General features: G+C 43.0%; 18 protein-coding genes and 1 other RNA gene. 13 read left to right on the forward strand and 6 right to left on the reverse strand.

What is annotated here, in order from left to right:
* Positions 1-49: 49 nt before the first annotated feature.
* The 5 genes from HCZ91_RS08030 to HCZ91_RS08050 all read right to left on the reverse strand — a co-directional run bounded on the left by HCZ91_RS08030 (position 50) and on the right by HCZ91_RS08050 (position 4,612).
* Positions 50-682, reverse strand: coding sequence for a DNA-3-methyladenine glycosylase 2 family protein (locus HCZ91_RS08030; RefSeq protein WP_179798975.1), 633 nt, complete (start codon positions 680-682; stop codon positions 50-52).
* A 207-nt stretch (positions 683-889) separates the two neighbouring features.
* The gene (locus tag HCZ91_RS08035) at positions 890-1,621 is read right to left on the reverse strand and encodes a Smr/MutS family protein (RefSeq protein WP_179798976.1); all 732 of its coding nucleotides are present in this window, start codon (positions 1,619-1,621) and stop codon (positions 890-892) included.
* 108 nt (positions 1,622-1,729) lie between these two features.
* On the reverse strand, positions 1,730-2,599 hold the full coding sequence (gene trpC, locus HCZ91_RS08040) for an indole-3-glycerol phosphate synthase TrpC (RefSeq protein ID WP_179798977.1): 870 nt from the start codon (positions 2,597-2,599) through the stop codon (positions 1,730-1,732).
* Positions 2,600-2,769: 170 nt separating this feature from the next.
* Positions 2,770-3,891, reverse strand: coding sequence for an anthranilate phosphoribosyltransferase (gene trpD, locus HCZ91_RS08045; protein ID WP_179798978.1), 1,122 nt, complete (start codon positions 3,889-3,891; stop codon positions 2,770-2,772).
* Between the two features lie 97 nt (positions 3,892-3,988).
* Entirely contained in the window at positions 3,989-4,612 is a 624-nt protein-coding gene (locus HCZ91_RS08050; RefSeq protein ID WP_179798979.1) for an aminodeoxychorismate/anthranilate synthase component II, read from the reverse strand.
* Positions 4,613-5,440: 828 nt separating this feature from the next.
* Between HCZ91_RS08050 and glnA the strand changes: the two genes are divergently transcribed.
* Both glnA and HCZ91_RS08060 read left to right on the forward strand, forming a co-directional pair.
* On the forward strand, positions 5,441-6,850 hold the full coding sequence (gene glnA, locus HCZ91_RS08055) for a type I glutamate--ammonia ligase (protein ID WP_057760355.1): 1,410 nt from the start codon (positions 5,441-5,443) through the stop codon (positions 6,848-6,850).
* Between the two features lie 222 nt (positions 6,851-7,072).
* A complete protein-coding gene (locus HCZ91_RS08060; RefSeq protein WP_179798980.1) occupies positions 7,073-7,831 on the forward strand; it encodes a DUF4124 domain-containing protein in 759 nt (252 codons plus the stop codon).
* Between the two features lie 278 nt (positions 7,832-8,109).
* Here the strand turns inward: HCZ91_RS08060 and HCZ91_RS08065 are convergent, their stop codons facing one another.
* Complete coding sequence (locus HCZ91_RS08065) at positions 8,110-8,826, reverse strand: SIMPL domain-containing protein (RefSeq protein ID WP_179798981.1); 717 nt, start codon at positions 8,824-8,826, stop codon at positions 8,110-8,112.
* 258 nt (positions 8,827-9,084) lie between these two features.
* On the opposite strand from HCZ91_RS08065, the gene ffs reads away from it, so the two are divergent.
* The 11 genes from ffs to HCZ91_RS08120 all read left to right on the forward strand — a co-directional run bounded on the left by ffs (position 9,085) and on the right by HCZ91_RS08120 (position 24,000).
* An RNA gene (gene ffs / locus HCZ91_RS08070) (signal recognition particle sRNA small type) lies at positions 9,085-9,181 on the forward strand.
* Positions 9,182-9,401: 220 nt separating this feature from the next.
* Positions 9,402-9,998, forward strand: coding sequence for a LemA family protein (locus tag HCZ91_RS08075; RefSeq protein WP_179798982.1), 597 nt, complete (start codon positions 9,402-9,404; stop codon positions 9,996-9,998).
* 13 nt (positions 9,999-10,011) lie between these two features.
* On the forward strand, positions 10,012-12,960 hold the full coding sequence (locus tag HCZ91_RS08080) for a M48 family metalloprotease (protein WP_257020006.1): 2,949 nt from the start codon (positions 10,012-10,014) through the stop codon (positions 12,958-12,960).
* A 114-nt stretch (positions 12,961-13,074) separates the two neighbouring features.
* On the forward strand, positions 13,075-14,001 hold the full coding sequence (locus HCZ91_RS08085; RefSeq protein ID WP_179798983.1) for a DNA polymerase III subunit psi: 927 nt from the start codon (positions 13,075-13,077) through the stop codon (positions 13,999-14,001).
* 92 nt (positions 14,002-14,093) lie between these two features.
* Complete coding sequence (gene serC, locus HCZ91_RS08090; protein ID WP_179798984.1) at positions 14,094-15,221, forward strand: 3-phosphoserine/phosphohydroxythreonine transaminase; 1,128 nt, start codon at positions 14,094-14,096, stop codon at positions 15,219-15,221.
* Positions 15,222-15,529: 308 nt separating this feature from the next.
* Positions 15,530-17,362: an extracellular solute-binding protein gene (locus HCZ91_RS08095; protein ID WP_179799010.1), complete on the forward strand. Its 1,833-nt coding sequence runs from the start codon at positions 15,530-15,532 to the stop codon at positions 17,360-17,362.
* A 303-nt stretch (positions 17,363-17,665) separates the two neighbouring features.
* Entirely contained in the window at positions 17,666-18,445 is a 780-nt protein-coding gene (gloB, locus tag HCZ91_RS08100; RefSeq protein ID WP_179798985.1) for a hydroxyacylglutathione hydrolase, read from the forward strand.
* Positions 18,446-18,548: 103 nt separating this feature from the next.
* Entirely contained in the window at positions 18,549-19,619 is a 1,071-nt protein-coding gene (gene yejB / locus HCZ91_RS08105; RefSeq protein WP_179798986.1) for a microcin C ABC transporter permease YejB, read from the forward strand.
* A gap of 62 nt (positions 19,620-19,681) precedes the next feature.
* On the forward strand, positions 19,682-20,731 hold the full coding sequence (locus HCZ91_RS08110) for an ABC transporter permease (RefSeq protein ID WP_179799011.1): 1,050 nt from the start codon (positions 19,682-19,684) through the stop codon (positions 20,729-20,731).
* 76 nt (positions 20,732-20,807) lie between these two features.
* Positions 20,808-22,412, forward strand: coding sequence for a dipeptide ABC transporter ATP-binding protein (locus HCZ91_RS08115; RefSeq protein WP_257020012.1), 1,605 nt, complete (start codon positions 20,808-20,810; stop codon positions 22,410-22,412).
* Positions 22,413-22,695: 283 nt separating this feature from the next.
* Positions 22,696-24,000, forward strand: coding sequence for an iron-containing alcohol dehydrogenase (locus tag HCZ91_RS08120; protein ID WP_179798988.1), 1,305 nt, complete (start codon positions 22,696-22,698; stop codon positions 23,998-24,000).
* Positions 24,001-24,161: the final 161 nt, after the last annotated feature.

Here is a 24,161-nt window from a genome sequence, read left to right on the forward strand (position 1 = left end):
TTATCCCGAATGGCGTTTAGTAATATTAGTGCTATTTTTGCTCAATTAGCTATAAAGGTACTGCGGTTTTATCACGTAATGAGCCGTAGTACGACCAAAGCAATAGACTGGCAGCACTATGATAAGGTGACCAGTGCTGAGTTAAGTCTTTAAGCTGCTTAGGGGTTGGGCGCTCTGCTAAGCCTAATAACTCCATGGCTGCAACTTTAATGGCCAAATCATCGACAGCGAGTATGTCTGCACGTTTTAGCGAAAATAGTAAATACATCTCAGCTGTCCAACGTCCAATCCCTGTCACAGCTGTCAAGGTTGTTATGACCTCTTCATTTGGCAAAGTTTCTAAGGCTGCAAAGTCTATATCATGATCCACTAAAGAACGCACATAACGAGTTTTTTGCTTAGACAATCCTTGCGTCTTCAAACTATCGTCTGTCGCTTCACGTATCGCTTGCGGGGTAATCAATTCTGCATCAACCAACCGTTTCCAAATGCTGGCAGCGGCGGCAACTGATAACTGCTGACCAACCATCGCTCTCATCAACTGCTCAAACCCACCTGCATTATGCCTAAGATTAGGTGTCCCGACCTGCTTATGGACAGGGGCGAACCTTGGTTCAATGGTAATCAGTGCAGCAATTTGCTGTTCTAGCTCGTTGGTATTTTCAATAGTCTGAATGCTCATAGTGATTTCGCTTTGCTAATTAGAAGGAGCTCAAGTCAAGATATTAATGCAGAATGAGAAGCTAACATTAAATGGAATGTACATTAAAGAGAGCGTTCATTGAAGGAAACATCGTTGCAGTCTACGTCTAGACCATAAATGATTGATAGAAAAAGGACTGCAAATAAGCAGTCCTTTTTATGTAGTACCGTATCACTAACAATAGACCTATTCGCCATCTGCTTTAGGTTTTTTAAGTAGTACTAGTACAGCACCGTTACCACCATCTTTTGGTGGTGCAGAACAAAACGCTAGTACTTCTGGCAATTGACGTAACCAGCCATTGATACAGGTTTTTAGAATCGCTTCGCTACCTTTACCATGGACGATTTTTACCATAGTTTCGTTTTTCTGCTTGGCTTGGCTCAACAGTTGAGTCATCGCTTCGCGTGCTTCTTCTATCGTACAGCCATGGATATCTACCGCGTCATACCAACGCAGCTTGCCTTTTTTGAGCTGATCAAAGATTTTATTTTGCAGTGTAGGCTGCTTATAAGACAAATAAGCTTCAGCAGCGACAGGGTTCAGTAGTGCTTGCATATCTGACAAGCCTGCGCCTAGATCACTGGCTTCACTACCTTGAGCTGCGGCACGTTTAGATAATGTCGCTGCATCAGGTTTACCTGCTTTAGTTGCGCTGGCAGGTGAGCGGACATTTTTGTCTTCTAGCTGATTGACACCGTGCATGGCTTGCATAAACAGAACTTTATCGTCATCGATATGTTCACTATCTAGCTGCTTGACTGTCTTTTTTACTTGCTTTTGAGTCGGTAGCGACACCGGCTCAGTTGGCTTTTGATTCTCACCTTCAGGTGAATTAGTATCACGGCCCTTGCTCAGCTGGCCTTTGAGTTCTTTGAGCTGGTCTTGCATTTCTTTTGAAAACAGAGAGTTTGACATAAAAGTTAACGTATCGTTGATTGATGAATGGTTGATTGAACTGTGTATATAGCATAGACATTGTTCAAGCTATTGAGCATTTATTTAAGCATAAATTATTGAGTTACTTTACCCGTCTGCTGCGACGCTCGCAAGTAAGGATTGTAACGCTTGCCCAGGATGATCAGTTTTCATAAATTGCTCACCGATCAAAAAGTGCTGAATCTCGTTATTTAACATGAGACGAATATCATCACTGCTATGAATACCACTCTCAGTCACGATAAGTGGTTTTTGCTCAGCACTATCAGCAGCGAGGGCATCGTTTAAAATTTTCTTGAGATCAAGCGTGGTTTGCAGGTCAACATCGAAGGTGTTCAAATCACGGTTATTGATACCATAAATATTGTGCGCTGAGCGTGGCAACTGTAGCGCACGCTCAAGCTCAGACTGAGTATGTACTTCTATCAATACGTCCATACCAAGCTCAGTACTGAGTGCATGTAGCTCTTGTACCTGCGCATCATCTAGGCAAGCCATAATGAGTAGGATGCAGTCAGCGCCCATTAGGTAAGATTGATAGATTTGATAGACATCAATCATAAAGTCTTTACGTAATGTCGGTAAGCTTGAAGTATTAGCCGCCTGAATAAGATAGATGTCATCGCCCTGAAAGTAATCACGGTCGGTCAATACAGACAGACAACTAGCGCCCGCTTGCTCATACTGCTGCGCAAATAGAGCAGGGGTAAAGTTATGATTGATAATGCCTTTAGACGGTGAGGCTTTTTTAATCTCAGCAATGATACCGATACCATTTTCTTTAGTGCCAGCAGCACGTAGCGCCGCGGCAAAACCTCGACGCGGTTTATCATCAGCTGCGACCTGTGCTTTCAAGTCCTCTAGAGACAATGCTTCGCGAGCGGCTTTTACTTCTTCTACTTTGGTGGCGACAATGCGCTGTAGCACTGATGGTATGTCTGAATGAGTTGTGGTCATACTGGTATCCGAATATCGTTAAATGTAAATATAGTAAGAAAACTATTAATAACTACTAAATGGCTACGACGTTGTCCTTCTTAGATGTACGACTTGTACAATCTGCGGTCGGCTGCCTGTTATCCTTTTTAAATTTCTTTGACTATAGACAGTATATAAATGCGTATAGATTAACCTTGAGCGACTAGCTGTTGGGTATAGTTGGCTAAAGACTCAAGTTTGAGTAAAGCATCGCCATTTTGAATGATTTTTTGTGCTCGGCTAACACCGTTAGGGTAGTTGCTGGCAAGCCCTGCGGTGTATATCGCGGCACCTGCATTTAGCGCAATCATGTCACGTGCTTTAAGTACAGCACGGTCATGGGTGTCGGCTCCAGATAGCGCAGCACGAATCAACTCAAGACTTTGTGCTGGAGAGTCGACATCGAGGCCAATAAGGGTTTGTGACTCGATACCCGCATCTTCTGGCATTATGTCATAGACTGATATCTCACCATCTTTTAGCTCAGCGACTGTGGTCGAAGTCGCAAGACTGATTTCATCAAGACCATCTTTTGCGCCTACTACCATGACATGACGTGCGCCTAAGTTTTTCATCACCTTGGCAATTGGCTCACATAACTGCGCGGTAAACACACCGATGACTAAGTTTGGCGTGCCAGCAGGGTTGGTCAATGGGCCCAAAATATTAAAGATGGTACGCGCTTTTAGCTCACGGCGTACAGGGTTGGCGTAACGCATTGCACTATGATGATTGGGCGCAAATAAAAACCCGATACCCTGATTTTCGATACAGTCTTTTGCTTGCTCTGGCGTGAGCGCAAGACTGATACCTGCTTGCTCAAGTAAGTCTGAGCTACCAGATTTGGTCGAGACGCCGCGATTGCCGTGCTTAGCAACTTGTGCACCAGCCGCCGCAACAACCAACGCTGATGCAGTCGAGACATTGAACAGATTAGCTCCATCACCGCCAGTACCAACGATATCTACCAAGTAATCACAGTTCTTTGGTTCAATATTGGCGGCTAGTGCACGCATGGCGCTGGCTGATGCAGTAATCTCGTCGATGGATTCGCCCTTCATACGTAATCCCGTCAAGATAGCGCCCATCATAGCGTCGCTACATCTACCTTGCATGATGATGAGCATCACTTGATACATTTCATCAAAGGTTAAATCGATGTGTTGAAATATTCTACCCAAAGCTGTGGTTAGCAATTGGTGCGTTTGATCATCAGACAATTTTGTAATACTCTCTGGCGTGTGCGTTTCTTCTATTTTTTTCGTACTCATTATGGTCTCACTTACTATTATTTTTTATATGAATCTGTGTGAAATTTGGTATGGGCTTATAAAAGCAGCATTTTTACCGACGTGCTTTTAGTCAAACCTAACCAACTTGTGGTAGTTCATCGGATGTTAGAGTAGACAAGCCGTGAGTCTGTAAAAAGTTATTGAGTAATTGGTAACCTGCTTCGCTCAATATCGACTCAGGATGGAACTGGACGCCTTCTACAGCAAACGCCTTATGGCGAATACCCATGATTTCCTCAATACTACCATCAGCATTCTGTGTCCATGCGGTAAGTTCAAGGCAGTCTGGTAGGCTTGTCTTGTCAATGACGAGCGAATGATAACGCGTAACCTGTGACGGGTTAGGCAAGCCAGCAAACACACCTTGCTCGTTGTGATAGATAGCTGATAAGCGGCCATGCATGACTTCGCCAGCTTTGACCACTTGACCGCCAAAGGCTTGACCGATAGCTTGATGACCCAAGCAAATACCCAGTATAGGAATAATTCCTTTAAATGTCTCAATGGCTTGCAGCGAAATACCTGCACGGTCAGGATCGCACGGACCTGGGCCAATCACAATCACATCAGGTGCAAGGGTTTTAATCTGCTCAATGCTGACCTGATCATTACGCCAGACAGTGATGTCCTGCTTTAGCTCACCGAAGTACTGTACGATATTGTACGTAAAGCTATCGTAATTATCGATCATCAAAATCATTAAGGCTTCAACTTATCAGTTTTATTATATTTTTAACATAAAATTTGTTCTCACTGTTATCGAGTCACTTGATTGCCGAACACAAGCAGCTCTGACTATAACAGAGGAGGTTATTGCGCGCGGTTATCTTACCACTATTTTGTTTTCTATCAAATGTAGGGTACGGGCTATCTAAGTAAGCACCAAGTAAAAACATATTTTTTATTATTTTGTCGATAATGAAAATAGTTTGAGCAGGGATAATGTTATTAATTCAGCTATTAACGGCGCACTAATAAATAGCATTTCAATAATAAATATATTTGTATTTGCACCAATTAAGTGCCTTTGGTTCTCAACTGGTGCTCTAATTAAGTGCTATTCTAAAACTGAACTAGATGAGAATTAATGAATATATAACGATATTAATCGTATAAACCACTGTAAATATTGATAATTAAATCTATCTATAACTATATCTGTTATCAGAGTGGTAATACATTGGCATAGCCTTTGCATTATTGCTGTTATGATTATTTTTAAAGCCAAGAAATTGGTCTAAAAATAATTATTAACAAGAGCCCGAAGAGTTCAGCATTATGAGTTGTATATTGCTAGAATGTCGTTAGGATTGAATTGGCGTATGTTAGACCATGTGCACAAATATTGGTCTGATTAAGTAAACGCTTTAGATGAGCATCTTGACTAATACGCAAAATAGTGCTGATAATAAGCATAATATCGAATGCGCTGTTTTAGTATTGAGAGCACATCTGACATTCTTGGACAAGAACATCATATTAATAATTTTAAATCGCAATTACGTGATCAACACAACGGAGACTATTCATGTCGAATAAACTATTAGATCTTATCCAATCCTCTAATGCTAAATGGGTTGATTTTCGCTTTACTGATACACGCGGCAAAGAGCAGCACATCAGCTTCCCAGCGCATACCGTTGATGAAGATGTCATGGAAGATGGCAAAATGTTTGATGGCTCATCAATCGCTGGTTGGAAAGGTATCGAAGCGTCAGATATGATCTTGCGTCCTGATCCAGAAACTGCTTTTGTTGACCCGTTCTTTGACGCAGTGACTGTAGTAGTGACTTGCGATATCATCGAGCCTTCAACGCTACAAGGTTATGACCGTGACCCACGCTCTATCGCACGTCGCGCTGAAGAGTACTTAAAGTCTACTGGTATCGGTGATACTGCTTACTTCGGTCCTGAGCCTGAATTCTTCGTATTTGACGATGTTAAATGGTCAGTTGATATGTCTGGCGTTAGTCATAAAATCACGGCTGAAGAAGCAGCATGGTCGACTAACGAAACTTACGAGTGGGGCAATATGGCGCATCGCCCACGTGTGAAAGGCGGCTATTTCCCAGTACCACCAATCGATAGCTCACATGATATGCGTGCTGTTATGTGTGAACGCATCGAAGAAATTGTTGGTGAAGGTTCAGTTGAAGTTCATCACCATGAAGTTGCTTCTTGCCAGTCTGAAATCGGTGTTGCATTTAACACGATGGTACGTAAAGCGGATGAAGTTCAGCAATTGAAATATGTTGTTCATAACGTTGCGCATCAGTTTGGCAAAACAGCGACCTTTATGCCTAAGCCAATCGTTGGTGATAACGGTTCAGGTATGCACGTACATATGTCAATTTCAAAAGACGGCGTAAATACATTCTCTGGTGATGAGTACGCTGGTCTGTCTGAAACAGCATTGTACTTCATTGGCGGTATTATCAAGCATGCTCGTGCGTTGAATGCGATTACTAACCCATCAACGAACAGCTATAAGCGCCTAGTACCACATTATGAAGCGCCTATTAAACTTGCTTATTCAGCATCTAACCGTTCAGCATCTATCCGTATTCCACACGTAAGCAGCCCGAAAGCGGTACGTGTAGAAGCCCGTTTCCCTGATCCAACGGCTAACCCATACCTAGCGTTTGCTGCATTGTTGATGGCCGGCCTTGACGGTATCCAAAACAAAATGCATCCAGGTGAAGCTGCTGACAAAAACTTGTATGACTTGCCACCAGAAGAAGAAGCACAAATCCCAACGGTTGCAGAGAGCTTAGACGTCGCATTGCAAGCATTGCGTGATGATCATGACTTCTTGTTAAAAGGCGATGTCTTCACTGAAGACATGCTAGAAGCGTTTATCGCTTTGAAAGAAGAAGAAGTACAACGTCTGAACGTAACTGTACATCCAGTTGAGTTTGATATGTACTACAGCTGCTAATTAGTCGCTAAAGCACTCAGTTATTTTGAGTCATAAAAACCAGCTAAGTTATTCTTAGCTGGTTTTTTTATGTCTTTTTATAGAGGTGAAAATCTTTATGGAGCATCTTTCTTTGACATTACTACCGAATTCATATCGACGACTACTGATTTCACTGCGAAAGTATCGCATAATGATAGATACTCAATTTTTAGTAATAGACCTCAATTAGGCTGACTGACTATGGCATTATTATCAAAATCTTCTTTTTTGAAAGGCAGTATAAAGGTAGCACTTCTGACAATTGCTACCAGTCTTTGTATGCCGCTTACACAGGCTGCACCTATCTATAAAGTTATTGACGAGCAAACCGGTCAAGTAACTTTTACCGATCGTCCGCAGAGTTATGAGCAGCAAACTGGCAAACAAATCAGTCAAATAGCCATCACAACAGGTAATGAGACGAATGGCTCAGGAGTTGCTACTACAGCAGGTAGCAGTGCAACAAGTGGTTCTGATGTCATCACTCAACCAGTTGCGGCGACACAAACACTAAATGCACCTGCCACTGCTACGACGACTGCGACAGTGAAAGCACCAGTCAGCTATCAATTAACGATTGCTGAACCCAGTAAAGAGAGAGCTTATCGCCGCCCAGTGCAAAGTATTGATGTGGTTGTACAAATCAAGCCTGCGCTACAAGCAGGTGACAGTGTGCGTATTTATCTGGATGATAAGGAAGTGGCACAGGGGCTGAGTACATCGATTGCTACGGTAAATGTGTTGCCAGGTGCTCATACGGTAAAAGCTTTGATACAAGGCGAGACAGGTCGAACGCTTGAGCAAGTAGCCATTACTGTCTATGTGATTCAAAACAATACCACATTACAAAACAAGAAAAAGATCGCACAGCAGCTTTTGGCATATCAAAACCTATCGTGGTATCAAAAAATGAAGTTGAAACTGAGTCAAAAAGAAGTGGCTCAGTCTCAATCCCAATAACGACAACGATTAAATATGATGGATATCGCTAGGGCATATCCTCAATTTAACCGATAGTCATCTAAATGGGTTGAAAATGGCTAAATCTTGCCAAACCGCGTCAAATAGCTGACTAATATCTCGATATTATCTGCGCTATTTTTCTTGTTTGACTGCAATTTATCTCATTTTTATCACCATTTTTAAAATGAGGACACGACCTAGTAAAAAAAAGGCAAGCACCATTGATGGTACTTACCTTTTTTAATATCAATTGATTGGCTTAGAAGTACGTTGACTTATTTGGTTAGCTCAATGGTACCGTTAGCAGTGACCGATACCGTACTGTTACCAGATTCAAAGCTTTGGCTTGGCACTGACTCGTCTGCCATTCCTGATTTCATGCTCATGGCGCTGTACATTGGGCGTGGATAGTTGCTGCCTGTGTTCAGATTAACATTGACCACGCGATAATTGCGCGCATCCCATGCCCGAGTGAGATTCTTAGCTTGCTGCTGAAAGGCGCGTGATGCTTCAGTCATAAGTTTTTGCTCAAGGGCGTCTTTTTTGGTGTCTGAAACCCCAAAGTTTAGATTATCCATGACCAATGTTTCTTGCAAGTCAGCAATGAGCTGGCTGGTCGCTGCAAAGTCAGTACTTTTCAGATCTATATTTGCCTGTCCTGTCCAGCCGATAATCTTATCGTTTTTGTCATAGCGTGGATAGGTGCGCTGCTGTCCTGTGCTCACGGTCACGCTAGGGTAGCGCTTGGCGATTTTCATCGCGTTATTGATAGAGGTACTGAGCATCGTAGCCAATGTCTTCGAGTCTGTTGCCTGTGCTTTTTTGTATAAGCTGGCGCGCACTTCATCGTTTTGGATCTCTTCTTTTACTTCTGTTTGAAACGTCAGTTGATCATAGCCTGTTGGCTCTGCATGGGCGCTGCCCATCATGGCGGTCATGAGACAAACTGTACCAGAAGCTAGTGCTGCTTTATTTAATAAAGTGTTTTTCATTATTATCTCCTAAGTGAATTTTCATGTTTAGCAACCATATGAATGGTGTCTACCTTTTTTTTTATATAAAAGCCAAGCCTGTTATTTTTTAGATTAAAACAGCTGCTTAGCTTCATTCTATAAAGTAACAAAATATGTATAAGTTACTGTGACAATTTTGTGAGCCAATCTATAGGCTATTTATCGCGCAAAACAAACAGTTTTATCACAGGGGTTGCAAAATAAAAAAATCCTTGTATAATTTGCATCTGGTGGCTCCATTGGTAGCCTCGCAACATTGTTCTATGAATCCCGCCAGGACCGGAAGGTAGCAACGGTAATAGTTATGATGTGTGCCGAGGATGTGCTTTTGGAGTCGCTTTTTTTTGCCTGAAATTTGATCTTTACATCAAAAAGTATTAAAGATGATCTTATGATGTATTAAGCCCTTCATTGTAAAGGGCTTTTTTTTGTCCAAAATTTCGTTCGATACGCTATTTAATTTTCTGTTCAATTTAAAAGCGTCATTGATTAATATGAGTTAAAATACAATGTAATAACTTTTGTTAACATTCTAGACACTTTGGGGTTTGATTATGAAGATGTTTGTTTGGCTATTTATTGCATTTATAGTGTTAGTAGTCGTGTTTGGCGTATCAGTATTTAACAAATTGGTACGCGCACGTAACCAAGCAAAGAATGGCTTTGCTCAAATAGATGTGCAATTGAAGCGTCGTCATGATTTGATTCCAAATTTGGTTGAGACCGCCAAGCGTTATTTAAGCCATGAAGAAGAGACGTTAACCCGAGTCATTAATGCGCGTAATCATGCTCAAGATCTACAAGACTCTAATAAGCATCAGCCAGACTCACTAGAGCACATGGCACTGTTTGCAAAAGCAGAAGGTATGTTGTCCAAAGCGTTGAGTCAATTCTCCGCTGTCGTCGAAGCCTACCCTGAGCTAAAAGCCGATAGTATGATCAAGGAACTCATGGACGAACTAACCAATACGGAAAATCGCATCGGATTTGCCCGTCAGCATTATAATGACAGCGTAATGTTTTATAATAATGATCGCGAAGTCTTTCCTAATAACCTCGTTAGTACGACGTTTGGCTTTCGTCCACTCAGTCAGTTGGTATTCGAAGACAGAGAAGCGATTGCTCAGGCACCGATTGTCAATATGGGCTAAGGTTTAGACAATTTTGGCGAACTCTAGGCAGCCTAATCTGATGGATTTTTTTGGTGAACAGCGGATACGTACGCGGCGCAGTCTATTACTTTATGGACTGTTTTTCCTGATTGTACTTGCTCATATGGCAGTGGGACTGGCTGTCATGTCTATACTGCTGACAGTATTTACAGGCGGTATATACTACTGGGTATTGGTTCTGGTCATTGTCTTGACGTTAGGCAGTTTCGTTGGTGGTAGTTTTTTAGAGTATCGACGCCTGCGAGCAGGTGGCCGCGCTATTGCTCAGCGAGTAGGGGCGGTTAGGCTATTCATTGATAACAGCCAAGAAGCATGGGAGCACAGTCAAGGAGTCGCTCATCAACACGAAGCTGAAGAAAAGGTTCGCTATAGTTCACGTCATATAGCAGTACGTGACGAGCGCGATTTTCCGCCCGTTTATCGTCGCTACTATGAAATCGCTCAACAACTGGCCATTGCGGCAGGTTTGCAAACCCCTATTTTGTACGTGCTACCTGACGAGCAGGGTATCAACGGTTTCGTCGCTGGTCGCCATAGCTCAGATATGGTACTCGTCGTTACTCAAGGTGCGTTAGATAAACTGTCTGATGAGGCGCTATACGGACTCATTGGTCATGAATATGGTCATATATTGCACGGTGATGCTACGTTCAATTTACAGCTGATGGTGGTATTGGCAGGCTTGCAGATACTATACGACTGGAGTGACCCAATATCTAATTACCGTTATTTTGATAGCGATAGTATTTCCCAAAAGTTTCTATCACAGAGACAGGTTGATACGCTTGCACGCAATACAGAAGCGCAAACCGCTAATTTCACCACGCATAGTGAATGGGTCGCTTACTGGCAGCAGCAATCACAACAACAGCAGTCCTCAGCCAAGCGTCAGTCTAAATGGGTGCAAACGCCGCCTATAATAGATCGTCAAGCCCCGCGTAGTGTCTGGACATTGCTACTGCATGGTTTAAGCTTCTCCAGTATGGCAAGCGCGCAGTTGATTAAGCACAGTTTTAATCGTGAGCGCGAGCTACTTGCTGATGCCACTAGTGTTCAATTGACACGTACGCCTGCGATTATCGAAACCTTAAAAGCCATTCATCAAGACTCGCTCGGCTCGCGTTTGTCTGGCATTGCTGATATCAATGGACTCAGTCATTTTTTCTTTGCTAGTAGTGGGGCAGACTTAGGGGATGTGTCATGGTTTGCCACACACCCAAGCTTGACTGAGCGTATGAGCGCTATTAATGCGGATGCTTATCATCAGTTCGCGGTACAAGTCGCCAAAGAAAAGCGAATAAATCAGCAAAAGGTCAAAGAAATATATAGGCAACGCCGCTTAGGTGATTGGGGAATAACAAAAGAAAATAGCCTAAGTAAATATTTGCCAGAAAAAAATACGCGGCACTCGTCAGTACTTGGATCTCAAACAGCCGCAACGATTAATATAGGTGACACTAAACAGACAAGTGACACAAAAGTCCTTGCTGAGTCTATAAGCGACGGTCGTAATACGGATAGTAGCGAATCAGGGATTGATGACGGTTTAGAGTTTGCCGTAGAAGTTGATGTAGTAATTGATGGGCGGCTTCAAGTACAGGCCGAAGACGTTGGTACTCATCAGCTGTTAAAACCGTGGCAATCCAAACCTGACGCTGATCTACTAGAAAACACACTAATTGATGTTAGCGATATTCAAAAGGTGTCACTACCTCAGTATATACTCAATCATAGTTATCATCCTCTAGGTGCGCTAGCATTAATTGAAGCTGTTTTGCTTTGTCATCAGTATCAATCATTATCAGCGACTGCCACTTATAGTTTGAATGATATTTGGAATGATGGCTTCTCTGTTGCGACTGACTCGACTTCCCATGAGCAAGTATTGCCACATAGGATAGATACTAAGCTGATGACAGTAGTAGCCAGTTTGGACAGGCGTTTAGACAGCGCTTTGATTGAGCTCGCCTTAAACCAATTGCATCAAAATAATTTATCTGAACTATGTATTGAAGATCTAAAGCTCAAAAGTAAAAACGATCATAGTCACGACAGTCATCAGTACTATAAAAAACAAGAAAAATGCCGTACGATGTTGTTGCGTTATCAGCAGGGCATATTTAAGTTATTTAACCAACAACTGACATCTGACTTAACCAAAAGCTTAGCTTATGATTCATCAGATCAAAATATATCTAGTGATAACTCCAATGCTATGGCTCTGAATAACTCGTTAGCTTTAACACTTCAAAAATCGCCAATATCATCACTATGGCAAGCGTTGCATTTGCAGCAGTTGCTACCGATATTGTCTGAAGTTTTACAAGATACGGACTCGCAGGTTCTATGGCCGCAAATACTGAAGACTGGTATGGAAGACGTAAGGGCGCAATTGGACCCTTCAGGTCAGGTGTTTACAGGACTTAGTAAATCAGAAGTATCAGTTGTTGTCTTATTGGCTTATCGACTATCAAAAGATGCAAAAGGCCAGATGATTTCAATGCATGACCGATCGTTATTGAGTGAGGGTAACGACAGTGTGGCGCATTATATTGTAGATTTGAGACGGCATGCGCGCTTGATTAATATTGATCTTATGACAGTAAGCGACGTTAATTTACAGTGGCTATTATTGACCGCACAGCACTTGAATAGCATTCAGTTATTGGCGATTATTTCTGCGGTTCCTGTCTCTACCAATCACTCTATCAAGCGCTTGGTAGGTGCTCAGAATGCTGATAATTATCGAGAGAAGCAACAGGACGGTAGCCAAATAGATTATAATGAAAGTGAGATGAACCAGCCGACTCATAATGAGTATCGCCAATGGCTAAGTACGTTGCATACGGTGATGTTACACGATACGATAATCAGCCAAGATGAATACGATTGTTTGCTGGCAATATCAGAGCGTTGGCTCGGTATTCGACAGCTGTTTTGATGGGTATGGATCTAGTATTTGATTAATAGTGTGATGCATACTCAGTGAGAGCTGCCAAAACCATAAACACATCTGTAAATGATATAAACAAAATGAGTAGGATAGTAGAGTCGAATGAGTGATACCCAAGACCCACTAACTGTATTACAGCGCCGTGTGCAGCAACGCCAAATTCTAGCGATGATGGGTATCAATCAGTGGGTACAACCTGAGTCAGAAACCATCAATATGGCTGACATTGCGACAGCTTCGGTTGAGCAGTCAAATATTGATTCCACTGATATTGAGTCTAATAACAATGAAGTAATAGCGAGCGTTAGAGTGGTAGACACAGTTGATCAACCTTCTGGTGGTTATGATATCAATGATTATAACGCTAGCGACTATGTTGCCGATGAGTATGGTACTGATTTGCAAGCTACTACTGAACAGACGGCTAGTGAGCAAAGCCCTGTTACTTATAGTTTTGATTCCGTTGATTCAACTACGGTCAGTTCAAGTGCTGCTAGTTCAAATACTGTTAGTTCAAGTACTGGGTCTAACTATCATGACATCCCAAGTACTACATCGAACCGAACTGCTGTAACCTCTACGAATGCCCCTATTGAGCAGCCTCAATTCGCGCAGAGTAATTTTCCGCAGAGTACTAGTGATGACAGCATAAATGATGATAGCTTAAAAAAAGTAGCACCATTTGACCTGCAAGGTGGCCGCTATGGTGACTGGGTGATATTGGTTGATATCAAAGCGCTAAATAGTGACAGTCAAAAACTATGGCAAAACATCATTCAAGCGCTATCAATCACTTGCGAGACAACATCATTCCCGATTTGCGACGGTATGGATACTGCTGAGCTTGCCAATGCCAGTCTTGCAGGATATATCTTTCGAATTGGCCGGAGTGAAGAGATACAAGTTGCTGCACTGACAGCGCTGCCTAACGGCCTCCAACATCCCAATCTGACCACTGTGCCGACATTAGAAGCAATGCTCGCAGACAGTGATGCTAAACGTCAGTTGTGGGAGCAGATATCTCATTGAGTTGTATAAAAACTAACATCGATACCATTGCCTTTATCAACAAACTGAAATAAAAAACATCCTTTTATTTCATCATACCTAGGACTGTGATTATGCCTACAACCCCAACGTCTACAGCAACTGCCACCCCGCATCGCCTGCCAAATTTTTGTGCTGGTCCTGCTACTATGCCAACAGCCGTATTAGCGCGCGCGCAGAGCGAACTGCTTGATTGGCAAGGTCGCGGCCTGTCGGTCATGGAAGTCAGCCATCGTAGTAAAGAGTATATGGCCATTACTGACAAGGCGGAAGCTAAGCTACGCACGCTTATGGAAATACCAGATAACTATAAAGTGCTGTTTTTGCAAGGTGGCGCAAGTTTGCAGTTTTCTGCGATTCCATTGAATCTGTTAAATGGCGGACGCGGTGACTATTTGACGACAGGAGCGTGGTCAGGTAAAGCAATCAAAGAAGCTAAGCGCTATGAAGCATTGGGTTTGGGCGAGATTAATTTAGTTGCGACTGGCAAAGAGAATAACTTTACTGACGTACCAGCGCAAAGCGATTGGAATATCAGTAAAGACGCCGTTTATTTTCATTACTGTGCTAATGAAACAATTCATGGCCTACAGATATTTGAGCCGCCACAAGTAGATGCGCCAATCATTGCTGATATGTCATCTTGTATCTTGTCGCAGCCGATAGATGTGTCTAAATTTGGCATGATCTACGCGGGCGCCCAGAAAAACATCGGTCCTGCAGGTCTAGTCATTGTCATTATCCGTGACGATTTGATGGGGCAAGCAAGTGAATGGTGTCCTATGCTGCTGAACTATGAGCATCAAGCTGACAAAGAGTCTATGTCTAACACGCCAGCGACGTATTCTTGGTACTTAGCAGGGCTGGTGTTTGATTGGTTGGAAGAGCAGGGAGGTGTAGCTGCTATCGGTAAAATCAATCAGCAAAAAGCTGACTTACTTTATAAGACAATCGATGACAGCAGTTTTTATAATAATCCAGTAGATTCTAAGTATCGTTCTATCATGAACGTGCCATTTACTTTAGCAGACAGCAGCCTTTATAAAGTATTCTTAGAAGAGTCAGAAAAAGCTGGCTTGTTAAATCTAAAAGGTCATCGTGACGTAGGCGGTATGCGAGCCAGCATCTACAATGCCGTACCAATTGAGTGGGTACAGCAGCTGGTTGACTTTATGATTGCGTTCGAAAAAAAGCATGCATAAGCAAAAGAGTAACCGCTAACGTATAAAGTTTTTATATATAAACTGCACATCAAGAAGGGCGTAACTAGTCATGGTTGCGCCTTTTTTATATTTATAAACAGACAGTTTGGTCATGCTAGCGCGTAGTAATAATGGTTTGCCGTGGATATCGCTTAATGCTATCACCATGAAGCGATATCCACGGCAAACCATTAGGTTAAAAAACCTAAGTTTGTTATGATAAAATTTTGCTATAACGCTGTTTTGCTGTCAGGCTTTACGTTTTGATATTTATATTGGTTAGCATAGAGGTTTATTATAACGTCATGATAATAAAAAACGCCCTGTTAAAAGCTGTATTGCTAACCATCACCGTCAGTTTGATACCGAGCAGTATCGCTGCACCTATCACGACGACCGCGCTTGGTCACAATAGTCCTACTAAGTACATCGATGCACCTTACTTACCTTATGCCAATCCAAAAGCGCCATCAGGAGGTACGCTGTCTCTAGATGCTCGCGGTACGTTTAATAGCGCCAATAAATGGATGACCACAGGCGTCGCGATGATTGGCACAGACTATCTGTATGATACTTTGATGACTGGCTCATTAAATGAAGCATTTACCATGTATCCACAGCTGGCAAGTAAAGTGACATATGATCCAGATGATACCAGCTGGATTATCTATCATCTCAATCCTAATGCTCGTTTTTGGGATGGGTCGGGTGTGACCAGTCGCGATGTAAAAGCGACTTTTGAGGCGATATTGAACAAAGGCCCCATGTATATTCGCAGTTATCTTAGCGATATCAAAGACATTCAAATCATTAATGATCAACAAGTAAAGTTTGTCTTTGCCTCTGCTGACAACAAAGAGATTTTACTGACTGTTGGCCAGTTCCCTATATTTGCCAAGTCTTCCATTGATGCCGATTTTGAGAAAATCAGTCTGTCACCATTGATGGGTAGTGGTCCTTATAAGTTGGGACGCGTCGATGCTGGGCGTTCGGTAAGTTATATACGTGATCCCAATTATTGGGGTCGTGATTTGATGGTCAATCGTGGCCGCTACAACTTTGATATGATCAAGTTTGTTTATTATCAAAGTGATGAGATTGCCTTTGAGGGTTTTAAATCTGGTCAATACCGTTTTCGCCCCGAAAATAAAGCATCGAACTGGGTAACTGGGTATAATTTCCCTGCCGTAAAAGCAGGGCTTATCCAAAAAGAGACGATAACCAGTCAAAATCCAGTACCGATGCAAGCGTTGGTGATGAATTTGCGTCGCCCAATCTTTCAAGATATTAAAGTTCGCCAAGCACTGACAGCTGCTTATGATTTTGAATGGATGAATAAAACCCTATTTCATGGGCAGTACGAGCGTTTGCAGAGCTTCTTCCATGGCTCAGAGCTTGCAGCAAAGGGTACGCCATCTGATGCAGAGATGCAGGTATTGACACCGTTATTGTCTGAGCTTGAACCGACACAGCGCCAAGCAACATTAGCAGAATGGCAGCTACCTACCAGTGATGGTAATGGTTTTAATCGTCAAGGATTATTAGAGGCGCGTAAGCTGTTATTAGAGGCTGGGTTTTATTATGAGGATATGAAACTATATCAACCTGATGGGTCGCTTGCTCAGATTGAGATTTTGATGACAGGCGAGACCATGGGCCGTGTCTTGTTGCCTTATATTCGCAATCTAAAACGCTTGGGATTTGATGCTACTTTGCGCCAAGTTGATGGGCCGCAATATTATGAGCGTATGCGCCGTTTTGATTATGATATGGTCGTGGACGTGTTTGCTCAAAGTCTATCTCCTGGTGCTGAGCAAGCGGCATTCTGGGGTAGCGCTGCTGCTGACGAGCCGGGTAATCATAATAGTGTTGGCATCAAGAATGCAGCTGTCGATAAAGTCGTTGCTGCCCTTGGTAATGCTAAAAATCGTGACGAGATTGTACTGTATACGCAGGTGCTAGATCGGTTGTTACGCGCAGGGCATTATGTCGTACCGCTATACGGCAAATCTGGCACCAATGTCGCCTACTGGGATCAGTATCGTCATACCGAAAAACTACCGACCAATGCTGTTGGTATCGATTACTGGTGGGTGGATAAAGAGGCAGAAGGGCGCATTAATAAATATTTAAAGCAGTAGACAGTATTTATATGAGGTTTGACCTTGTGATAACGGACAGCTGAGCCTATATGATATTGCTATCAAATAACAGTTAGATTAGGGCGTGTCCTCATTTTAAAAATGGTGATAAAAATGAGATAAATTGCCGTCAAACGAGGAAAATAGTGCAGATAATATCGAGATATTGACCAACTATTTGACGATGTTTGGCAAAATTTAGCTGTTTTTAGCCCATTTAGAGGGCACTCGTTTGAATTGAGGACACGCCCTAGATAATTCAAAATAACACGTAACAAAAATAACTACCGGTAAGGATTTAACATGAGTATCCGTATTCACCCAATCAAAGCATTTAGCGATAACTATGTCTGGACATTGATTAATGAAAATAATAAGCAGGCGATTGTCATTGATCCAGGTCAAGCCCAGCCGGTCATTGATTATCTAGAGACGCATGAGCTCGAACTAACATCGATTTGGACGACTCACCATCATCATGATCATATCGGCGGCGTCGCAGAGTTGCAGGAATCGTATCCGATGACTCATCTGGTTGCGCATAGTGAGCATGGCGTCGATGAAGATCAAACTATCAAAGACGGTAGCACGGTGAGCGCATGGGGCTGCTCTGCGCAAGTCTGGGATGTATCAGGGCATACCGCTAGCCATATGGCCTATATTTTGGATATCGATGGGCAAAAGCATTGTTTCTGCGGTGATACGTTGTTTAGTGCAGGTTGTGGACGTGTGTTTACTGGTACGATTGAGCAACTGCATGAGAGCTTTAAGCGTTTGAACGGCTTGCCTCATGAGGCGCTACTGTATCCGGCGCATGAATATACGGCCAGTAACCTACGTTTTGGTCTATCTATTGAACCTGACAATGAATCGATGCAGCAAGCCTTAGCACGAGCAGAGGTACAAACTGAACAAGGCATGGCAACGCTACCAGTGACACTAGAGCATGAGCGCACGGTAAATGTGTTTTTACGTACACAAGAGCCGAGTGTAATCGCAGGAGTTAAATCCAAAATGCCTATCGATGATGAGAAGTCGTTAACGGTATTTGCAGCGTTACGTGAGCTGAAAAACAACTTTTAAAGTAAGTTTTTAACAAATAGTTTGCTTTTAAGCACCTATTTAATACACCACAATTCGCTGCTGAACGTCATTGCTATCTCTCTTTATTTAGGAAGTCGCCATTATGGGTCGTTATATCTTAAAAAGACTACTACTGATATTGCCGACACTATTTTTGATATTGCTTGCCAATTTTGTGATCGTACAGGCGGCACCGGGCGGGCCTGTTGAGCAGCAGCTGGCACTTATTGAGCAGGGCGCAAAAGACAATGCGCTTGGCGGTAATATTGGTGCGGGCAGTGCAGGTGGCAACGACAGTACTTATCAAGGCACGCGTGGTCTCTCTGAGGAGATGGTCGCTGCGATCAATGCTCAATATGGCTTTGATAAATCCGCTCCAGAGCGATTTTGGCTCATGCTAAAGAACTACGCTCAGCTAGATTTTGGTGAGTCTTTTTTTAAAGGGCAGTCAGTGACCGACCTCATCGTAGAGAAGTTACCAGTCTCGATATCGCTTGGGCTGTGGAGTACGCTGCTCATCTATATGATCGCCATTCCGTTAGGCGTCTATAAAGCGATGCATCATGGCTCAGGCATTGATAAAGCCACGGCTATGCTGCTAGCGATCGGACATGCGATACCTGTGTTTGTCTTTGCAGTGATTTTATTGGTTTTCTTTGCGGGTGGCAGCTATTGGAATATCTTTCCATTACAGGGACTGACGTCCGAGAATTTTGATCAGCTCAGCGCGCTTGGTAAAGTGAAAGATTATTTTTGGCATTTAGCGTTACCGCTGCTGGCAAGTACTGTAGGCGGTTTTGCGGGTTTGACCTATTTGACCAAATTCAGCTTTTTAGAGGAACTGGGCAAACAGTATGTATTGACCGCTCGTGCTAAAGGCTTAGGTGAGCGTCAGGTGCTATACGGCCATGTTTTTCGCAATGCGATGTTGATTATTATCGCAGGTATTCCAGCCGCTATCGTTGGTATCTTCTTTGCGGGTAATTTTTTGATTGAGATTATCTTTAAACTTGATGGCCTCGGTTTGCTAGGTTTTGAGGCCATTCAACAACGCGATTATCCAGTGATATTTGGCACACTATTTATCTTTACCTTAGTGGGGCTGCTACTGCAGTTAATCAGTGATTTGAGCTATCACTTAATTGATCCTCGTATTGATTTTGAGGGGCGCTAATGTCAAGTAATCAACCTTCATCAAAGAGCAGTCCTATTAATAGCGAATCAGATAAAGCGCCAATGCCTGAGCAGCTATCTACCACAAAAAAGCAACGCTTAAACCCTATCTGGCAAGCGCGTTTAAATCGCTTTCGTCAAAATCGTCTAGGGGTGATATCGCTGTTTGTTTTCGCAGTGATATTTGTTATCTGCATGGCCGCGAATGTCATTGCCAATGACAAACCCTTACTAGTGCAGTATCAAGACGATTATTACTTTCCGGTATTAAAGGCCTATCCTGAAACGATGTTTGGCGGTGTATTTGAGACCGAAACTAATTATAAAGACCCTGCAGTGCAGTCGCTGATTGATGAGCAAGGGTTTTATATAATGCCGCCTATTCCGTTTGCCGACCAGACGCCCAACGTCGAGCTTGGTCTGCCTTATCCAGCAGCACCCAATGCTCAGAACTGGCTTGGCACTGATGATATGGGGCGTGATGTGCTGGCACGGATACTTTATGGTATGCGAGTGTCGTTACTGTTTGGTTTGGCCTTGACGCTTGCAGGCGCACTGATTGGAATTATCGTTGGTGCGGTACAAGGCTATTATGGTGGCTGGGTAGATCTGGCAGGGCAGCGATTTATGGAAGTATGGGGCGGTATGCCTCAGCTATTTATGATTATTATTTTGGTCAGTCTGTTTAGTCCTAGTATTATTATGCTGTTCGCCATGATGCTGTTGTTCGGCTGGATGGGTCTGGTTGGTTTGGTACGGGCAGAGTTTTTGCGAGCCCGCAACTTTGACTATGTACGAGCTGCACGCAATTTAGGCGTTTCGGACAGCCAAATCATGCTCAGACATATCTTACCCAATGCATTAGCTTCTAGCTTGTCGCAGTTGCCATTTATTTTAACGGCCAATATTATCGCCTTAACCGCGCTGGATTTCTTGGGATATGGATTGCCGCCTGGCTCGCCGTCTCTTGGCGAGCTAATGGTACAAGGTAAAAATAACCTCGATGCACCTTGGCTTGCTTTGTCAGGCTTCTTTAGTTTGACCTTTATTTTGTCATTGCTTATCTTCGTTGGCGAAGCGCTGCGTGATGCGTTTGATCCGAGGCGTTCTTAACATGACTGAAAATATTATCGCCACCAAGCAAAACAGCGCACCAAGTCAAAGCCCTAATAGTGCACAAGATAAACTTATGCTAACCGTAGATAAGCTCACTATCACGACGACTACAGGCGTCCAATTGGTCGATGCGCTGTCTTATGAGCTACGACAAGGGCGAACTCTGGCCATCGTTGGTGAGTCGGGGTCTGGTAAATCAATTGCCAGTCTTGCGCTATTAGGTTTGTTACCAGACAGCCTCACCGTTACTGGTGAGGTGCAGCTGGCAAGTACAACAGGCATGTCGACCTTGCCCATAGCGAATGATAAGGCGCGTAATGCCGCATTACGTGCTATTCGTGGACAGCGTATCGGTATGGTATTTCAAGAGCCAATGACCGCATTAAATCCGTTACATACGGTCGCCAAACAAATTGCTGAATCGTTGCGTCTAAGCGGAATACCTAAAAAGCAATGGCGAGACACCAGCATTGCTTTGCTAAATGATGTCAATATTACAGATCCTGCTGACAAGTTGAACCGTTACCCACATGAGCTATCAGGTGGTCAGCGTCAGCGAGTGATGATTGCCATGGCATTGGCTCAGCAGCCTGATATTTTAATTACTGATGAGCCAACGACTGCGCTCGATGTTACCTTGCAGCATGAGATTTTGGTGCTACTAGATGATCTCAAACGTAAGCACAATATGGCGATGATACTAATCAGTCATGATCTCAATCTGGTCAGGCGCTATAGTGATAAGGTCATCGTTATGCGCCAAGGTCAAACGATTGAACAGGGTAAAACATCTTCGGTATTTGATCAGCCTAAGGCCGATTATACTCGCACACTTATCAAGCAAGACTTTGGGCAAGCATTAATCATAGAAGACGATAACGCAGATAAACAATCAAGCGTACTAGAAGTGAAGCGTCTTAATGTACAATTCCCAATTGAAAAAGGTCTGCTTGGAGGTACCAAGCGCTGGTTCGATGCGGTCAAAGGTGTCGATATGACACTGCAAAAAGGTCAGGCATTGGGTATCGTTGGAGAATCTGGCTCTGGTAAAACCACCATTGCACTGGCGCTTAGTCAACTACTGAGCAACCAAGCACGTGTGAATGGGCAGATAGTGGTCAATGATCAAGATATCTCAGGATTGTCCAAAAAAGCGCTACGTAACTTCCGCTCGCAGATACAGATGGTATTTCAAGATCCATTTGCCAGTATTAATCCGCGTATGACGGTCATGCAAATCGTGGAAGAAGGGCTGCTGGTACAAGGCGTGGATAAAGTTACCCGTCAGCAAGCGGTACTAGATAGCCTTGCTACGGTACATTTGCCTTTAGCATTTGCGCAGCGTTATCCGCATGAGCTGTCAGGTGGTCAGCGTCAACGCGTGGCACTGGCGCGCGCACTTATTATGAAACCCAGTCTACTTATATTGGATGAGCCTACTTCTGCGCTCGATAGTACCACACAGGTAACAGTAGTTAGTTTATTACGTGAAATCCAAGAAAGACTGCAAGTCAGCTATGTCTTTATCAGTCATGATCTCAAGGTAGTACGTGCACTGTGTCAGCATATCATGGTATTGAAACAAGGCACTTGCGTAGAGTCTGGACGTACCGAAGATCTCTTTAATCATCCACAACATACTTACACTCAGCAATTATTAAGGGCAAGTACTGACTAGTTTAAACGACTTACTGTAGCCACTTAGATTGATCAATCAAATTAAGCGACTAAAATAAGCGGCTTGGTATAAAATTGACACATTGCAGTTCATAATAATAGCGACATATTGAAAAGAGCAGTGGTACAATAATTTTAGAGAGCTGCCCATTTTATAATGCTGTGATACGTATCTTTATACATTCTGGCGCTCGTAAATTAGTAATATTTAACTGGCTGGCAAAAACGGTCTTTAACGGTCTTTATTGCCGTTAAAACCATCATTAAAAAGGATTTTTGTGCTCATGAAAACACAAAACAGTATTACTAAATTGGTAAAGAACAACAGTTTGCAGCATGCTGGTTATTTGGCTGTGGCTAAGACTCGGGCAAAGGTATTAAAAGCAGTATCTTATGTGATACCTATCAGAAGACCGATGTTATTCGTTGGCGAGACTGCCTGTGACGAGCTATGCGATATGCTTATCAATGAAGGCAATACCAATGTGTTTATTGTCACGGATGCAGTGCTCAACAAACTGGGCATACCAGCAAAAGTTACCGATTATCTAGATGCGAAAAATATCAGTTACCACATCTATGACGGTGTTACGCCAGATCCTACTTTTAAAGTAGTTGAAGAAGGACTACGTCAGTCTATAGAGGCCAATTGTGACTCTATCATAGCTATTGGTGGCGGCTCAGTGATCGATGCGGCCAAAATGATAGCAATGTCTCAAGGCAATAAGTGCAAGCCAAAGCAGCTAATCGGTATTCTTAAAGCAAGAAAGCCTGCAACGCCGCTATACTGCGTACCAACGACAGCTGGCACGGGTTCAGAAGCGACACTTGGTGCAGTAGTGTCTGATGACAAAACGCATCAAAAAGCATTGTCTATCGACCCAAGAATGGTACCACTAGCCGCTGCGATTGACCCAGTTATTATGAAAGGCATGCCAGCCCATATAACAGCAGATACTGGCATTGATGTATTGACCCATGCTTTAGAAGCATGGATGAGTGCCAATGCTAGCGTAGAGACAGATTATTATGCAGCCTCTGCCGTAAAATCTGTTATGCATTACCTACCACTAGCTTATAAAGACGGTGGCAATTTAAAAGCAAGAGAAGAGATGGGTATCGCCGCTCATTACGGCGGGATTGCCTTTAACAAAGCAGGTCTGGGTTATGTGCATGCTATTGCGCATCAGTTAGGCGCTTACTATAGTATTCCGCATGGTCGTGCTAACGCCATCGTGTTGCCTTATGTGCTCGACGTCAATCGCAAAGCGAGCAAAAAAAGACTGGCTGCATTGGCGAAAAGAACTGGTATGGTACAGGATGGTCAAGCAGCTAATGGCGATAGTGAGATAGCAGATAACCTGATTGCGCAAGTTAGAGACTTGATTGCAGATCTAAATATTGATCCGACTGTCAATGGTATGCAAACCAGCGACTTTAATGATATTGCAAAGGCAGCTGCAAAAGAGGTCAGCGATACTTATGCCGTGCCAACCTATCTGTCAGCAACTGAAATCAAAGAAATTCTAACGAAAATTAAGCAGGTAAGTGACGAACGTGCTGATAAAGGTAGCCAAAAATCTTCGTAATCCTATGCTTACATTGATAACCTTACGATAAATAAAAGCCCATTACTTTTTTGAGAATGGGCTTTTTTAATGCATTGAGGTAATAAAGTTTCCGCCTTATTTCTATAGTTAACTCATACTAAAATATATAATCGTTATCAAATAACCGTTTAATTTATATT

Source organism: Psychrobacter sp. BI730 (assembly GCF_013414195.1).
GTDB lineage: Bacteria > Pseudomonadota > Gammaproteobacteria > Pseudomonadales > Moraxellaceae > Psychrobacter.

What these genes read in the sequence shown, in the direction of transcription:
- HCZ91_RS08120 (WP_179798988.1), top strand. Translation starts at nt 22,696, where the DNA reads ATGAAAACACAAAACAGTATTACTAAATTGGTAAAGAACAACAGTTTG.
- HCZ91_RS08065 (WP_179798981.1), bottom strand. Translation starts at nt 8,826, where the DNA reads ATGAAAAACACTTTATTAAATAAAGCAGCACTAGCTTCTGGTACAGTT.
- serC (WP_179798984.1), top strand. Translation starts at nt 14,094, where the DNA reads ATGCCTACAACCCCAACGTCTACAGCAACTGCCACCCCGCATCGCCTG.
- HCZ91_RS08110 (WP_179799011.1), top strand. Translation starts at nt 19,682, where the DNA reads ATGCCTGAGCAGCTATCTACCACAAAAAAGCAACGCTTAAACCCTATC.
- trpC (WP_179798977.1), bottom strand. Translation starts at nt 2,599, where the DNA reads ATGACCACAACTCATTCAGACATACCATCAGTGCTACAGCGCATTGTC.
- HCZ91_RS08030 (WP_179798975.1), bottom strand. Translation starts at nt 682, where the DNA reads ATGAGCATTCAGACTATTGAAAATACCAACGAGCTAGAACAGCAAATT.
- HCZ91_RS08035 (WP_179798976.1), bottom strand. Translation starts at nt 1,621, where the DNA reads ATGTCAAACTCTCTGTTTTCAAAAGAAATGCAAGACCAGCTCAAAGAA.
- HCZ91_RS08085 (WP_179798983.1), top strand. Translation starts at nt 13,075, where the DNA reads ATGAGTGATACCCAAGACCCACTAACTGTATTACAGCGCCGTGTGCAG.
- trpD (WP_179798978.1), bottom strand. Translation starts at nt 3,891, where the DNA reads ATGAGTACGAAAAAAATAGAAGAAACGCACACGCCAGAGAGTATTACA.
- HCZ91_RS08075 (WP_179798982.1), top strand. Translation starts at nt 9,402, where the DNA reads ATGAAGATGTTTGTTTGGCTATTTATTGCATTTATAGTGTTAGTAGTC.
- HCZ91_RS08115 (WP_257020012.1), top strand. Translation starts at nt 20,808, where the DNA reads ATGCTAACCGTAGATAAGCTCACTATCACGACGACTACAGGCGTCCAA.
- HCZ91_RS08060 (WP_179798980.1), top strand. Translation starts at nt 7,073, where the DNA reads ATGGCATTATTATCAAAATCTTCTTTTTTGAAAGGCAGTATAAAGGTA.
- yejB (WP_179798986.1), top strand. Translation starts at nt 18,549, where the DNA reads ATGGGTCGTTATATCTTAAAAAGACTACTACTGATATTGCCGACACTA.
- glnA (WP_057760355.1), top strand. Translation starts at nt 5,441, where the DNA reads ATGTCGAATAAACTATTAGATCTTATCCAATCCTCTAATGCTAAATGG.
- gloB (WP_179798985.1), top strand. Translation starts at nt 17,666, where the DNA reads ATGAGTATCCGTATTCACCCAATCAAAGCATTTAGCGATAACTATGTC.
- HCZ91_RS08050 (WP_179798979.1), bottom strand. Translation starts at nt 4,612, where the DNA reads ATGATTTTGATGATCGATAATTACGATAGCTTTACGTACAATATCGTA.